At 65.3% G+C, this 13,297-nt stretch carries 15 protein-coding genes; 8 read left to right on the forward strand and 7 right to left on the reverse strand.

Features of this window, described 5'->3' with window-relative positions; genetic code table 11:
- Positions 1–229 precede the first annotated feature (229 nt).
- Positions 230–745, forward strand: a complete 516-nt coding sequence (locus tag ACZY08_RS28420; protein WP_463748069.1) for a hypothetical protein — start codon at positions 230–232, stop codon at positions 743–745.
- Here ACZY08_RS28420 and ACZY08_RS28425 read toward each other — a convergent pair.
- Positions 735–2,096: a TIGR01777 family oxidoreductase gene (locus ACZY08_RS28425; RefSeq protein WP_463747950.1), complete on the reverse strand. Its 1,362-nt coding sequence runs from the start codon at positions 2,094–2,096 to the stop codon at positions 735–737. The genes ACZY08_RS28420 and ACZY08_RS28425 overlap by 11 nt on opposite strands.
- Before the next feature lie 27 nt (positions 2,097–2,123).
- Entirely contained in the window at positions 2,124–2,540 is a 417-nt protein-coding gene (locus ACZY08_RS28430; RefSeq protein WP_463747951.1) for a hypothetical protein, read from the reverse strand.
- A 193-nt stretch (positions 2,541–2,733) separates the two neighbouring features.
- Between ACZY08_RS28430 and ACZY08_RS28435 the strand changes: the two genes are divergently transcribed.
- Complete coding sequence (locus ACZY08_RS28435) at positions 2,734–3,528, forward strand: thioesterase family protein (protein WP_463748070.1); 795 nt, start codon at positions 2,734–2,736, stop codon at positions 3,526–3,528.
- Here ACZY08_RS28435 and ACZY08_RS28440 read toward each other — a convergent pair.
- Positions 3,525–4,130, reverse strand: a complete 606-nt coding sequence (locus ACZY08_RS28440) for a class I SAM-dependent methyltransferase (protein WP_463747952.1) — start codon at positions 4,128–4,130, stop codon at positions 3,525–3,527. The genes ACZY08_RS28435 and ACZY08_RS28440 overlap by 4 nt on opposite strands.
- 46 nt (positions 4,131–4,176) lie before the next feature.
- Entirely contained in the window at positions 4,177–4,815 is a 639-nt protein-coding gene (locus ACZY08_RS28445; RefSeq protein ID WP_463747953.1) for an FKBP-type peptidyl-prolyl cis-trans isomerase, read from the reverse strand.
- 213 nt (positions 4,816–5,028) lie between these two features.
- Between ACZY08_RS28445 and ACZY08_RS28450 the strand changes: the two genes are divergently transcribed.
- Genes ACZY08_RS28450 through ACZY08_RS28460 form a run of 3 tightly spaced genes read left to right on the forward strand, consistent with a single transcriptional unit; the run spans position 5,029 to position 7,019 of the window.
- Positions 5,029–5,853, forward strand: coding sequence for an SH3-like domain-containing protein (locus ACZY08_RS28450; RefSeq protein ID WP_463747954.1), 825 nt, complete (start codon positions 5,029–5,031; stop codon positions 5,851–5,853).
- Between the two features lie 34 nt (positions 5,854–5,887).
- Positions 5,888–6,613 (forward strand): thiocyanate hydrolase subunit gamma, encoded by a 726-nt coding sequence (gene scnC, locus ACZY08_RS28455; RefSeq protein WP_463747955.1) that lies wholly within the window; start codon positions 5,888–5,890, stop codon positions 6,611–6,613.
- A gap of 10 nt (positions 6,614–6,623) precedes the next feature.
- On the forward strand, positions 6,624–7,019 hold the full coding sequence (locus ACZY08_RS28460) for a thiocyanate hydrolase (RefSeq protein ID WP_463747956.1): 396 nt from the start codon (positions 6,624–6,626) through the stop codon (positions 7,017–7,019).
- Here ACZY08_RS28460 and ACZY08_RS28465 read toward each other — a convergent pair.
- The 3 genes from ACZY08_RS28465 to ACZY08_RS28475 all read right to left on the reverse strand — a co-directional run bounded on the left by ACZY08_RS28465 (position 6,997) and on the right by ACZY08_RS28475 (position 9,087).
- Positions 6,997–7,575 carry a zeta toxin family protein gene (locus tag ACZY08_RS28465; protein WP_463747957.1) on the reverse strand — a complete coding sequence of 193 codons (579 nt, stop codon included), beginning with the start codon at positions 7,573–7,575 and terminating at the stop codon, positions 6,997–6,999. The two genes, ACZY08_RS28460 and ACZY08_RS28465, sit on opposite strands and share 23 nt — an antisense overlap.
- Before the next feature lie 37 nt (positions 7,576–7,612).
- Positions 7,613–8,002, reverse strand: a complete 390-nt coding sequence (locus ACZY08_RS28470; RefSeq protein WP_463747958.1) for a TA system antitoxin ParD family protein — start codon at positions 8,000–8,002, stop codon at positions 7,613–7,615.
- A 68-nt stretch (positions 8,003–8,070) separates the two neighbouring features.
- The gene (locus tag ACZY08_RS28475) at positions 8,071–9,087 is read right to left on the reverse strand and encodes a TIGR03617 family F420-dependent LLM class oxidoreductase (protein ID WP_463747959.1); all 1,017 of its coding nucleotides are present in this window, start codon (positions 9,085–9,087) and stop codon (positions 8,071–8,073) included.
- Between the two features lie 164 nt (positions 9,088–9,251).
- On the opposite strand from ACZY08_RS28475, the gene ACZY08_RS28480 reads away from it, so the two are divergent.
- The 3 genes from ACZY08_RS28480 to ACZY08_RS28490 all read left to right on the forward strand — a co-directional run bounded on the left by ACZY08_RS28480 (position 9,252) and on the right by ACZY08_RS28490 (position 13,169).
- Positions 9,252–10,607, forward strand: a complete 1,356-nt coding sequence (locus ACZY08_RS28480) for an alpha/beta hydrolase-fold protein (RefSeq protein WP_463747960.1) — start codon at positions 9,252–9,254, stop codon at positions 10,605–10,607.
- A 396-nt stretch (positions 10,608–11,003) separates the two neighbouring features.
- Positions 11,004–11,414: a transglycosylase family protein gene (locus ACZY08_RS28485; protein ID WP_463747961.1), complete on the forward strand. Its 411-nt coding sequence runs from the start codon at positions 11,004–11,006 to the stop codon at positions 11,412–11,414.
- Between the two features lie 498 nt (positions 11,415–11,912).
- Positions 11,913–13,169 (forward strand): S1C family serine protease, encoded by a 1,257-nt coding sequence (locus ACZY08_RS28490; RefSeq protein ID WP_463748071.1) that lies wholly within the window; start codon positions 11,913–11,915, stop codon positions 13,167–13,169.
- Positions 13,170–13,297: the final 128 nt, after the last annotated feature.

Here is a 13,297-nt window from a genome sequence, read left to right on the forward strand (position 1 = left end):
AGCCTGCCACGCGAGACACACCGGGGTCGCCGGGACGCGCTCACGCATCGCCCTCGCGGCATGTCCGAGGCACCATCATGGACGCTCTAACCCAGCGCGTCCTCGGGGCGGTGTGCGACGATGCACGGACCGCCCGGTATTCGCCCTGATTCCCGAGCCGGAGTTTGTGCGGGTGCATCGAGAGAGGACCGCCGGATAGATGACCGAAGCGCACCGCGCCACCCTCGCCGTGAACGGGGCGAAGCTCGCGATCGCAGGCCTGGCCGCCGTCGGCGCCATGCTGGCCGCGGGAGGGCAGGCCGCAGCGGACCCTGTCGTGCCTGATCCAGCGCCCGCACCGGCGGATCCCGCACTGGCTGCGCCTCCGCCGCCGGCGCCGGCCGGTCCTCCGCAGGTGCCCGAGATCGCCAACCCTGTGTACGGCTCGGGCCAGTACGGATCAGGACCCGTCGGCACCCTGAGGGATCTGTGGCATCAAGCTCACGACCCGGGCGGTTTCCAGGCCGGCGGGGGAGCGCCCGAAGGAGTTGCACCGCCTCCCGGTTCTGGTCCGGCTCCGCCGCTGCCGCCCGGATACAAATCGATCAACGCTCCTGGCTCGGAGACACCGATCACGGCGCCGGCACCCGGTAGCGGTCCAGCTGGTCCGCCACTGCCACCTGGCTATTACTCGCTGAACGGCCCGCCGCCGCCCGGATACGACTACAACTCGCCGGGGCAGCCGCCGGCGGCTCCTACGCCGTAGGCGACTGTCCCAATACGTGGCTCAGCGCCTGCTCCAGGCGCGGGTGGCGGAAGCCGTGACCGCCGGCCGACAGGACTGCGGGAACCGCACGTTGGCTCGCGCATGCCAGTTCGCGGGCACCCTGATCGCCCAGTAGTAGCCGTGGACCCAGTGTCGGCACCGGCACAACCGTCGGGCGGTGCAGAACGCGGCCGAGCGTGTCGGTGAATTCGGCGTTGCGCACCGGCTCCGGTGCCACCGCGTTGACCGGGCCCGTCAGCTGCTTGTCCCATAATGCGCGGTAATAGATGTCGATCAGATCGTCGATACCGATCCAGGGCAACCACTGTTGTCCATCGCCGATGCGGCCACCGAGTCCGGCGGCGAAAAGTGGACGCAGCAGCCGTAACGTGCCGCCGCGCGGGGACTGGACGATTCCGGTACGGATTCGCACCACTCGTGTGCCTGATCGTTCAGCCGGGGTCAGCGCGCCTTCCCAGTCGGTGACAACCTCGGCAAGGAAGCCATCGCCGCGTTCGCTGGTCTCGGTGAGAACTTCGTCGCCGCGGTCGTATCCGTAGTAGCCGACCGCCGAGGCGCTGACCACCACCTGCGGACCGGGATCGGTGTCGGCGATCAGTTCGGCGAGTCGGCGGGTGGGCTCGATGCGGCTGTCGCGAATCGCCCGGCGGTGTCCCTCGGTGAACCGGCCGGCGATCGACGCGCCGGCCAGGTGGATGACGGCATCCACCCCGGTGAACAGGCCGGGGTGGGGGTCGGCCGGGTCCCATTGCCGCTCATCAGAGTTGGAAGATGCGTGGCGGACCAGCCTGATGACCCGGTGGCCACCGGTGCTCAGGAACGCGGTCAACGCTGACCCCACCAGCCCGGACGCTCCGGTGATCGCAACAGTCAGCGGCGGCAGACCCTGTGCGCGGGCCCTTTGGTGGGCTGCGAGGTCGTCGGCGAGTTGGCGATGGCGGTAGCTGAACATCGGGCGCAGGAAACGGCCGGGCACCGGAGTCTCGACGCGGTCGGTCATCTGGGTGTGGGTCGCATCGAGCGCTTCGAATTCGTGAATGTGCTTCCAGCGCATTACCAATGCCGCGGGGAGAGAGGCCGGCCCGCCGCCGGCGATCTCGTCAACGAAGCGCCGTGGCGGGTCGTAGGCGTCAGCTTGGTGCTGAGCTACCCACCGCAAACCGCCGGGTAACGCGAGTTCGGCACGGCCGTCACGCAGTGAGGCCGCCTCGGATCTGAGCTTCATGGCTTGCCACGGCGGTGCCAGCCTGGCGAACGCCCCCGGGCGGCCGTGCCACGCGAAGACCTCTTCTTGTGGGGCATCGATGATGCTGGAGTACACCAATCCCATCGGTCGACGTTACCCGCGGAATCGCACCTACGCCGCAGCCCGCTTCGCCCGTATGCCCGCATAGGCGAACAACAGTCCGGTGCCGATCTCGGAAAGCGCTGTCACCCAGGAGAACCAGGTGACGTTGATGCGGGGACCGCTGAGATAGCTGTCCTGGAAGTCCGGCCAGAAATTCGGCAGCAGGTGCGCGTAGGTGAACACAACTGCACTACCGATACCTGTGAAGATCGCGAGGTCGGGCGCGCGGGGATGCGCGCGCAGGGTCATGGTGATCGCGATGATGACGATCACGCCCTGGATCATGCCGCCGGCCATGACAAACATCGGTGATGCCGACATTCCTCGCAGTAGGTGGTCGATAACGTGCAGACCCCACCCGAGCAGGAACATCAATGCCGCCAGACGCAGAAAGCGTTGTGTCTGAACGAGTATCGGTGACGTCATAGGCCCCCCAAGTAACTACTACAGGCGATAGTAGAACGAAGGGGCGCTCGTGGCAATAGTCCTGTGCCCGATCGTCGAAATCCGTGGCACCGAGCACCCGGCCATATCGTGGCAACAACTGTAGGCATATCTGTAATAGAGTCCGTGCTTGCCTGAAGTACCGGACGAAAGGGCACCTGTGGAGCGCACTGCGATGACGCCGTTCTTTGTGAGCAGTGACGACGGGTTCGTGCCGAACAAGATCGCACACGGAGGGTGGGGGCCCACCCTGGGCGGCCAGGTGGTCGGCGGCCTCCTGGCCCGTGCCGTTGAGCAACTCGTCACCGACGACGGGCTCCACCCCGCCCGGTTCACCGTGGAGATACTGCGCCGGGTCGCTCACGCTCCGGTCCGCGTCGCTGCCTCGGTGGTGCGATCCGGATCCCGGATGCAGGCGGTCGATGCGGAGATGACCCAGGACGATGCGTTGGTGGCGCGGGCTTCGGCGCTATATCTACGACGCGGCGTACAGCCCGACGGACAGTTCTGGACCACCGAGATCGCCCTTCCGGCACTGCCCGAGGAACCGGACGAGTTCGACGACACAGTGCCGATGTTCATCAGGGCGTATGGCCCGCACGAGAATTGGACGGGCGAGGGGTTTCCGTGGCAACAATCCGGCCCGCGCTATGCATGGCTGCGCGAGGTCCGTGAGCTCGTTGCCGGCGAAGAGCTCACGCCATTTGTGCGAGCCGCTCTGGCGGTCGACGTCACGAGTTCGATGAGCAATTTCAGTTCGGCCGGGTTGGCTTTCATCAACGCCGATTACACGCTGGCGCTCAGTCGGTTGCCGGTCGGCCCGTTCATCGGCATGGCGGCAGTAACCCATACCAGCGCTGAGGGCGTGGCCACCGGCAGTGCGTGCCTGTACGACGCGTCGGGCCCGATCGGCACCGGATTGTCCACCGCGATAGCCAATTTCAACTTCAGCCCGAACGGTTCGAGCTAGGCGCGACGCAGGATCGCCACCAGGAAGTCCGAGCCTTCGGTGAAGGGGCGGACGTCCCAAGCGGACAGCAACAGGTCGGTGGTGAATCCGGCCGCGACCGCGTCGTCGAAGAATTGACCGAACTCGTATTCGCGGCCGGCTCCGAACCCGATCACCGCCCGGCCGTCGTCGGCGAGATGCGCGCGCAGCCGCGTCAGGACCCGAACCCGCGTGCTCGGGGCGAGGAAGGTCATCACGTTGCCGGCCGACACGATGATGTCGAACGGGTCGGCGATACCGCGTGCCGGTAGGTCGAGCTCGGCGAGGTCGCCGACGAGCCAGCGCGGACCGGGATGGTCGTGCACGGCCGCGTCGATGAGCACCGGGTCGACGTCGACGCCGACTACCTGGTGCCCGGCCTCGGCGAGGTATCCACCCACCCGGCCGGGACCGCAGCCGGCGTCGAGGATGCGGGCATTGCGCGATGCCATCGCGTCGATCAGACGGGCCTCACCGGCCAGGTCCTGACCGGCACGCTCCATGGCACGAAAGCGTTCGACGTACCAATCCGAATGCCCGGGATCGGCTGCCACCTTCTGCATCCAGATGCTGCGCTCGACCATGGGAGCATTGTCGCAAGCGGGCTCCGGGCCCGGGTGGGCGGTGTGACTAGCCCCGGGCGTCGAGGATCTTGATCGCGAAGACCAACGAGTCGCCGGGCTGGATGCCTGCGGCGGGCTGACCCTGGGGGTAGCCGTCGGCTGAGGTCATCGCGACTGCCACCGTGGAGCCGACCTTCTGTCCGGAGATGGCCTTCTGGAAGCCGGGCACAACGCCGTTGAGGGGGAAGTCGACCGGTTCGCCGCGCTCGTAGCTGCTGTCGAACACCGACCCGTCACGCCCGTTGACACCCATGTAGCAGACCGAAACGTTCGCCGACGGCGCGACGACGGGGCCGTCCCCGGCCTTCAGGGTGTGCACCTGGGTCTCGGCCACGCTGAACGGTCCGGTCACCTTCACCACCGGCGCGGCCGTGTCGGTGGAGCCGGTGACCGCGACACTGCCGGTCGCCCCGGACATCGTCCATTCGGGGGTGCCGGCGCCCTGCGGCGCCGCCGTCGGGCAGGTGGTGGCCTCGGTCGCGGTCTGTGCGATGGAGGGCGTGAGCACCTCAGCGACGGATGGCGTGCTCGTCGAGGACGAAGCCGCGGAGGTGTCCGTGTCGGAGCCGCATGCGGCAAGCGTCATGGTCAACGACGCGGCACAGGCCACGAGCGCGACGGTGGAAGGCACGCGAATGGAGTTCATGCGCGTCACGCTACAGCGGAGAGGGCGCGCGCCTGCCGATAGCTGGGTGATGGTGCCCCGGTGAACAAATTGCCGCCAGTGAATCTTGTCGTCATCGTTGAGTTTCAATGACCACGCCCAGGGGTTGGAAGTTTCATCGATAAGCGTCGAGCCACGTTTGCCCGTGATAGCGTCGCCGCAGGCAGACCGTTTATCCACCTGAGGACACGGAATATGGCCAACAATTCCATGGGTGATTTTGTCAGCCAGTTGCGCCCGGCATTACATCGGCTGCAGGACTGGCCCTACCCCGATCAGATCGACCACACGCTTTTCGGTGCGTTCATGAAGAATCCGCACGACGTCGGCGGTGATCCCGACGCACCCGCGATCTTCGAGGAGAAGCAAGAAGAGGCGTGGGAGCTCAATACCTTTGTCACGTGTGAGGTCCTCGGCTGGCGTGGCATCTGGACGTCCGAAGAACGGCGGCGGCTCGGAAACGTCGATGTGGGCCGGACGATTTACCACGGCTTCCCCTATTACGGCCGGTGGGTGTGGGCTGTCGCCCGATGCCTCGTCGAGAAGGACCACATCACGCTTCGCGAGTTGCTCGAACGGGTCGACGAGGTGCGGGCCCGGGTGGCCGCCGGTGCTGACGACGCACTCTCGGCTGCACCCCGCAGCGTCGGTGATCCGACGCGGGTCTCCAGGAACCGGCATCACATCGAGGCGCTCGGCAAGGGGGATCCCCAACGGTTCGCCGGCCAGGCCGGGGAACCTCGATTCGCTGTCGGCGACCGGGTGCGTGTGCGGGACCTACCGACGATCTTCTACACCCGTACCCAGGAGTATCTGCGCGGGAAGCCCGGGACGATCGTCGAGGTGTCCTACGAAAGTCTGGTACCCGAGGACGAGGCGTTCGACCGTGAAGAGCAGAAGCCTCAGTGGTTCTACATCGTGCGCTTCAACATGACCGACGTGTGGGAGCCGTACGCGGGCGCCGAAGGCGACACCCTTCAGGCCGAGATCTCCGAATTGTGGTTGCGGCCGCTCGCTTAGACCTCTCATTCGACGGAACGAACAGGAATCCGACATGACCCACGACGACGCGGCGCACACGCATCACGAAGCCCAGGAGCGGCACGCGGCACCCATGGTCGAGGAAGTGACCGATTTCGAGGTCTTGGAGATCGCGCTCCGCGAATTGGCGATCGAGAAGGGCCTGTTCACTGCCGAAGACCACCGGCACTACACCGAGTTCGTCGAGCAGATCGGCCCGGCGCCGGGCTCCCGACTCGTCGCGAAGGCTTGGGTGGATCCGGATTTCAAGCAGCTGGTGCTCCGGGACCCCATCGCCGCCAGCCGGGAAGTCGGAATCGATTGGCTGCACCCGACCGGCTTCGGGACACCCAGCGATTTCACCGCCTTGGAGGTACTGGAGAACACACCGAGTTTGCACCACGTGATTGTCTGCACATTGTGCTCGTGTTATCCGCGGCCGTTGCTCGGTAATTCTCCCGAGTGGTATCGGACGCCCAACTATCGGCGACGCATTGTGCGCTGGCCGCGCCAGGTTCTCGGCGAGTTCGGGCTTTTCCTGTCCGACGATGTCGAAATCCGGGTCGAGGACTCCAATTCCAAACGCCGGTTCCTGGTCCTGCCGGTGCGGCCCGCCGGAACTGAGGACTGGACCGAGGAGCAACTCGCCGAGATCGTTACCCGCGACTGCATGATCGGTGTCGCCTTGCCGAAGCCCGGGGTGACCGCGAATGCGCCTCGGCCGGTGCATCTTGCGGTCCGCCCGGCCGACGGGTACTGAGGGGCAACCGATGACCGACGAAGATGACGTCACCGCAGTCAGGGTCCGGACGCTGGAACAGATCGTGAGGCGGGGGCAGTCGTGGCCCCGCATGGCGCAGAAGTACGGCGTCTCCAATCCGGTACCGCCGTGGAAATCGAGTCTCGACGGGATGTGCGAGGCACTTGACCACGAGGGCGCGACACTGCCGCTGCTCGCTCGTCGAACCGATGAGGATCGCCTGGTTCAAGAGGTTTATGTGACATTGCCGTACCCCGAGAATCAGCTTGTCGCACTGACGCATTCACTGGTGGCCAGGCATGTCATCGATGAGGAGACACTGGCCCGGCGAATGCGAGAAGTCCGGGACCGCCTCGAGGGGTCTGACCCTATACCTCCCGTCGCTATCGATTCCATCGGGAATTGAGCGCCGCCGGCGTCCAGCTGGGCCAGGCGGGCGATCCGATGACGAACCCGCCGGCGATCTGAGCGACTATCTGCGGGCCCTTGACGGTGCTGTTGTCGTAGAACATTGCCGAGTCCACCCGGTCCGCGGCGATTGCGACGAGATTCCAAAGTCGTTGGTAGCGTTCACGAATCTTCGTCTCGGGAACGTGGTGGCCGCCTGCCTGCACGCGGTGGCGCACTCGGTGCACGGCCAGCTCTTCGGGGATTAGCACGCAATGCAGGATCACGGTGTACCCGGCGGCGTGCGCATGGTCGATGAGTTCGAGTTTGGAGGGATGAGAGAACACTGTCTCGGCGATGAAGGACTCGCCGAGTTCGATGAGTTTTGCCCGCGTTTCGGCGGCGACCAGCGCGGCCTCGTAGGAGTGCGGGGCGGGATCTTCAGGCCAGCGACGCTTGGCGATTTCGTCGGCGTTGACGAAGGGGCTACCCGGAAGCAGTGGGGAGAGGGTGAGTTCGACAAAGGTGGACTTGCCGGCGCCGTTGCATCCGACGACGAGATCGAGACGCTTCACCGCGCGACGGTACGGCCCGCGTCACGGTGCGCCAGGATCACTGCTGCGGCGTCAGCACCGTGGTGCTGCCGTCCGGTTGGTATTGCACGATCGCGCCGTCCTCGTCGAGTGCGACGGTCGTGATGCCGCGGGCCGCCAGCGTCGCACCATAGTCGGCGCGCGCCAGGCTCTCCTCGATGGACGCGGCGATCTCGGCGTCGAACACCGCACCTTCCTCGGCGGTCAACTCCCGAAGCGGGATGTCGCCGGCCAGGGCGGCCTCGACCTTGCGGCGGGCGGCGCTGTGGCGGCTCGATACGGCACGACCCACGCGCGCCCAGTGGTCGAGTTGCTGTTTGGCCGACCGGCTCTGACGTGCACCTTCTGCGGCCGCACTGTCGACGAGGTCGGCGGCGAACCGGGTCACCCGATCTGCGGTCTCGGTCATGAGAACCTCCCTGGTAGCACTCTGAAACAAGCGTAGCAGAATGCTACGAGACGGGACGGTCTCTCGCCTCAGACCGTCGACAGGCGCTGTGCGATCTCGCCGTACCGTTCGAGACGGTCGGGCCTGCCGAGCGCGTTGTAGAGCACGACGCGGGTGGCGATTCCGCCGTATTTGGCGGTCAACGCGTCCGCCAACCCGTCCCACGTCGATTCGGTGGCAAAGGCGGCGATGTGGTCGTCGGTGATCTGCGCCGCCATGCCGGCGATGTCACCGGCTTTTTGCTTCTCCCTGAGGCGGGCGGTGGTGCCCTCGAAGCCGGCCTCGTCCCAAATGAACGCATAGTTGGGCGTGCTTCCGTAGAAGCTCATACTGGCCCGCACGAACTCGCGCTCGTTGGCGCGTTCCTCGTCGCTGTCGCCGACGATCGTCATCACGGGGATGATCTTGGCGATGTCGTCAGGGGAGCGGCCCGCTTTGGCCGCACCCGCGGCGACGTTGGGCAGGACGTGGCGGGCGATGTAACCGGGCTCTCCGATCGGGTGGATGTGGACACCATCGGCGACTTCGCCGGCCATGCGCAGCATCCACGGATTCACCGCGGCGATGTCCACCTTGGGATCGGGTGCATCGATCGGTCCGGGGTTCCACTGCGGCGTGATGAAGTCGAGATCGTAGAAATCGCCGTGATGCTCGAGCTTGCCGGTCCGGAAGGCAGCGAAGCAGTCCTTGACCGCCAGCACATAGTCACGCAGACGCGGGCCGGGCTGCTCGAAGGGCACTCCGTAGCGACGCACGACATGTGTGCGGACCTGGGTACCGATACCGAGCCGGAATTTGCCGTCGCTGGCTTCCTGGAGTTCCCACGCTGAGGCCGCGGTGACAAATGGGCTGCGCGGAAAGGCAACGGCAACACCGGTCGAGAGCTCCAGTCCGGGAGCGGACTGTGAGGCGACCGCCGCATTGAGATACGCGGTGCGGCCTGTCTCGGTGAGCAGGAGCCCGGAGAATCCGGCGGACTGGACACGGCGGGCAAGCTCTCCGATTTGAGCCAGGGGCTGCGGAACGGACATCACGTCGACGTACACGTGGGGGAGCGTACGTGAATCAGCATGCCGAGAACTCGTAATGCCTTAGAAGTCAACCATTTCACGCTGTCGGCCGCGGGCCTAGACTTGTTGACATCAGGGCAACCGGCGTCGTAACCACAAGCGCCAGGACCAGAGCTAGTTGCAACTGAAGGAGGGGAACCATGGTCAGGATTCATACGGTTGTGCCGGGGGAAACGCTGTCAGCGTTGGCATTGCGATTCTACGGGGATGCCGAACGCTACCGACTGATCGCCGCGGCCAGCGGTGTATCCGATCCCAACGTCATCCAGGTGGGGCAACGGCTGCTCTTTCCCGACTACGCGCGATACACCGCGGCCCCGGGGGATACGTTGTCGAGCGTGGCGTCGCGCTTCTATGGGCAGACCGATCTGTCGCGGCTGATCGCCACTGCCAGTGGCGTCGGCCCGGATGCCGGCCTCAATCCCGGTCAGCAACTGATCATCCCGGAGCTGAGGAAATACCTGGTGGCTCCGGGAGATACGTTGTCGGCGTTGGCATCACGCTTCTACGGTGACCCGTCGTTCTATCCACCGATCGCCGGTGTGAATGGCATCACCGACTCCGGCGCCATAAACCCCGGACAGTCGCTGGTCATATTCACCGGGCGCGGCGACGGATTCGGCCTGCGGATCGTGGACCGTAATGAGAACGATCCTCGCCTGTGGTACTACCGATTCCAGACTGCGGCAGTCGGCTGGAACCCCGGCGTCAACGTCTTGCTTCCCGACGACTATCACACCAGTGGGCGCACGTATCCGGTGCTCTACATGTTCCACGGCGGCAACGACGATTTCCGTTCGTTCGACTTCATGGGTATCCGTGACTGGACCGCCGGAAAGCCGATCATCGTGGTGATGCCCGACGGTGGGCACGCCGGCTGGTATTCAAACCCGGTCACGTCTTTCTCCGGACCACGGAACTGGGAGACGTTCCACATCGCCCAGTTGCTGCCCTGGATCGAAGCGAACTTCCGGACGTACGCGGAGTACGACGGCCGAGCGGTCGGCGGATTCTCGATGGGCGGCTTCGGGGCGCTGAAGTACGCGGCGAAATACTACGGCCACTTCGCTTCGGTCAGTGCCCATTCGGGCCCGGCAAGCCTGCGCCGCGATTTCGGCCTCGTCGTGCACTGGGCAAACATCACGTCCGCGGTGCTGGATCTGGCAGGTGGCACGGTTTATGGCGCCCCGCTGTGGGACCAGGCCAGGGTCAGTGCCGACAACCCGGTCGAGCGGATCGAGAGCTATCGCAACAAGCGCGTCTTCCTCGTCGCCGGCACCAGTCCAGATCCGATCAACTGGTTCGACAGTGCCAACGAGACTGAGGTACTCGCCGGCCAGCGTGAGTTCCGCGGCCTTCTCGACCACGCAGGAATTCCATATGAAGCGCATGAGCTGCCCGGTGGTCACGTCTTCCGTCCCGACATGTTCTTCGTCGACCTCGACGGGATCATCGCCCGGCTGCGGCCCGCGGCCGTAACCAGTAATTCGATGTAACAATAACCACACCTACCTCACCAGTAACATTGGCATCAAAATTCAATTCTTTCACTGGCATCTCATGGGAAACTAAATTCACAATAGGCCCCAAATTTCACAGCACCTGACGCCGAACTCTGTGAAACCAGACGCGCGCGATTGCCTCCGCCCTTGGCGTGCGGTCATGGCTTTGAACTGGGGTTTTGGCGCGGAACAGACGGATGGGGCTATCCCCACCGGCCCCATGAGACCCATAACTATTAAATAAACTCAAAGAAGATAATTAGACTCTCTAGCACGGCTATTTTACTTCCGCCCCATCGGTAAACTCTGTATCACGATGGGCTGAAAATGGTCTGTCGCCCCGCCATTACCGGCGTGCATCCAAGCGCACGCCGCCATGAAGGGATCGACATGCGCGTGCGCAAGGTCGTCACCGTAATCGGGTTCGTCGGTGCGATCGCCCTGACTCAGACACTCCTGACAGTTCCGAACGCCGGCGCCGAACCGAACTGGGACGCGATGGCTCAGTGCGAATCGGGCGGAAACTGGGCGGCGGACACCGGCAACGGCTTCTACGGCGGGCTGCAGTTCACCCCGGCTACGTGGGCCTCGCACGGGGGAATGGGGTCGCCCGCCGCGGCGAGTCGCGAGGAACAGATCCGCGTGGCTCGCAACGTGATGCAGACCCAAGGTCTCGGCGCCTGGCCGGTCTGCGGGGGCCCGATCGGCCAGGCGACGGGAACCTGCCGTCAGGTGATGGTCTGGATCCCACTGAGGAACCTGCCGCGGTTGTGCACCTTCGTGCTCAATCCGCTGGGCTGATCAACCGACCGTGATCATCACCCGGACAGCAAACCTCGCCGCGCTCCGCCACGCCTAGCGGCTGGGTTCACGCGCGTGGAGACGTTCGAGCAATTCGACGCGGAGCAGATGCTGGCCGGCGCTGAGCCGGGGGGCTTTCTCCGGCAGTAGCGCCTTGCGGCGCCGAAAAAGTCTTGGGCAGCACCGAACTCACTCTCAGCAAACCCTCAGTGGGGCACTGCACCATCTAGATAGGCGCCGGCACGGCGCATATATGTCGGTGTCGCAAGGGAAGAAGCAATCGGAATGAATTATTGGTCGGGTAAGTCGCCGCAGAGTAGCAATCGCGAGTGGACTGCGAAACAGGCGGAGGATCAACGGAATCCAAGCCCATGGAGCCGGACCGGCTATCAGCAACCGTTTCCTCCGTATGGATTGCATCCTGGGACGACCCAGACGTTCGATGCGCCTCCGGTACAGGACGTTTCACAGCCGAAGAAGAAGTCCCGCGTCGGCGTGCTGGTCGCCGGCACTGCCGCGGTGGCCATGGCCACCGGCGCAGTCGCAGCGGTCGCGGTAGTCGACCAGGCCGGAAAGCCCACCGCTGTCGCACAGGCGCCGGTTGCTGACCACGCCCGCATACCGGCGCCGACCACCGGATCCGCCCCCGTACAGCCGAAGGGTTCCGCACCGGCCGGATCGGTCGAACAGGTATCTGCCAAGGTGCTGCCCAGTGTGGTCAAGCTGCAGGTCGAGACCGGGCAGGGGCGCGAGGAGGGATCCGGGATCGTCCTCAGCGAGGACGGTCTGATCCTCACCAACAATCATGTCGTGGCGGCCGCCGCGCGCGGAGCGGGCACTCAGGGACCGCTGGCCGCCGACGGCTCACCTGATGGCGAGTTCCCCGGAATGCCGCGCGGACTGTTCCCCGGTGGGCAGTTCCCGGGTGACGATCAGTATTCGCCTGACGGGCCGTCGGCCAGGACTTCCGGCCGGACCAACGGCGCCATGCAGGCAACCGTGACCATGTCCGATGGCCGAACGGTGCCGTTCACGGTCGTCGGCACCGACCCCGACGACGACATCGCGGTGGTGAAGGCACAGAACGTGTCCGGGTTGACCCCGATCACGATCGGTTCCTCGAAGGACCTGAAGGTGGGGCAGAACGTCGTGGCGGTGGGCTCGCCGTTGGGGCTGCAGGGAACGGTGACCACAGGCATCATCAGCGCGCTGGATCGTCCGGTCGCCACAGGCGATGAGCAGAGTGGCCAGAATTCGGTGATGAGCGCCATCCAGACCGACGCCGCGATCAACCCGGGCAACTCCGGCGGTGCACTGGTCGACATGAACGGCGACCTCATCGGAGTGAACTCGGCGATCGCATCGTTGGGCGGTGGTCAGGGTTCGCAGGGCGGTGGGCAGGCCGGGTCGATCGGTCTGGGCTTCGCGATTCCGGTGGATCAGGCCAAACGCATTGCCGACGAACTGGTTTCGACCGGGACCGTCCAGCACGCCTCGCTGGGTGTCCAGCTCTCCGGTGACGATTCGCACGGCGCGACGGTCGCCGGCGTGGTCGCCGGAGGCCCGGCAGCCGCGGCCGGTCTGCCCGACGGCGCGGTGATCACCAAGGTCGACAACCAGGTGATCGACGGTCCCGATGCCCTGGTCGCTGCCGTGCGCTCCAAGGCGCCGCGGGACACCGTGACGCTGACTTATGAGGATCCGTCGGGTGCTCCGCGCACCGTCGACGTCACCCTCGGACAGGTCCAGGCGTAACAGTAGGCAAGTCAGTGGGCCCCAGCCGGTTTCCGGGCTGGGGCCCCTTGCTGTGTCGTTCATCGGTGTCAATCGGCATGGCGGCACAAAATTCGAGTGACCCCGGCACACAACGTATGTGACGATTC

This window comes from Mycobacterium sp. IDUB_9 (genome assembly GCF_055419505.1).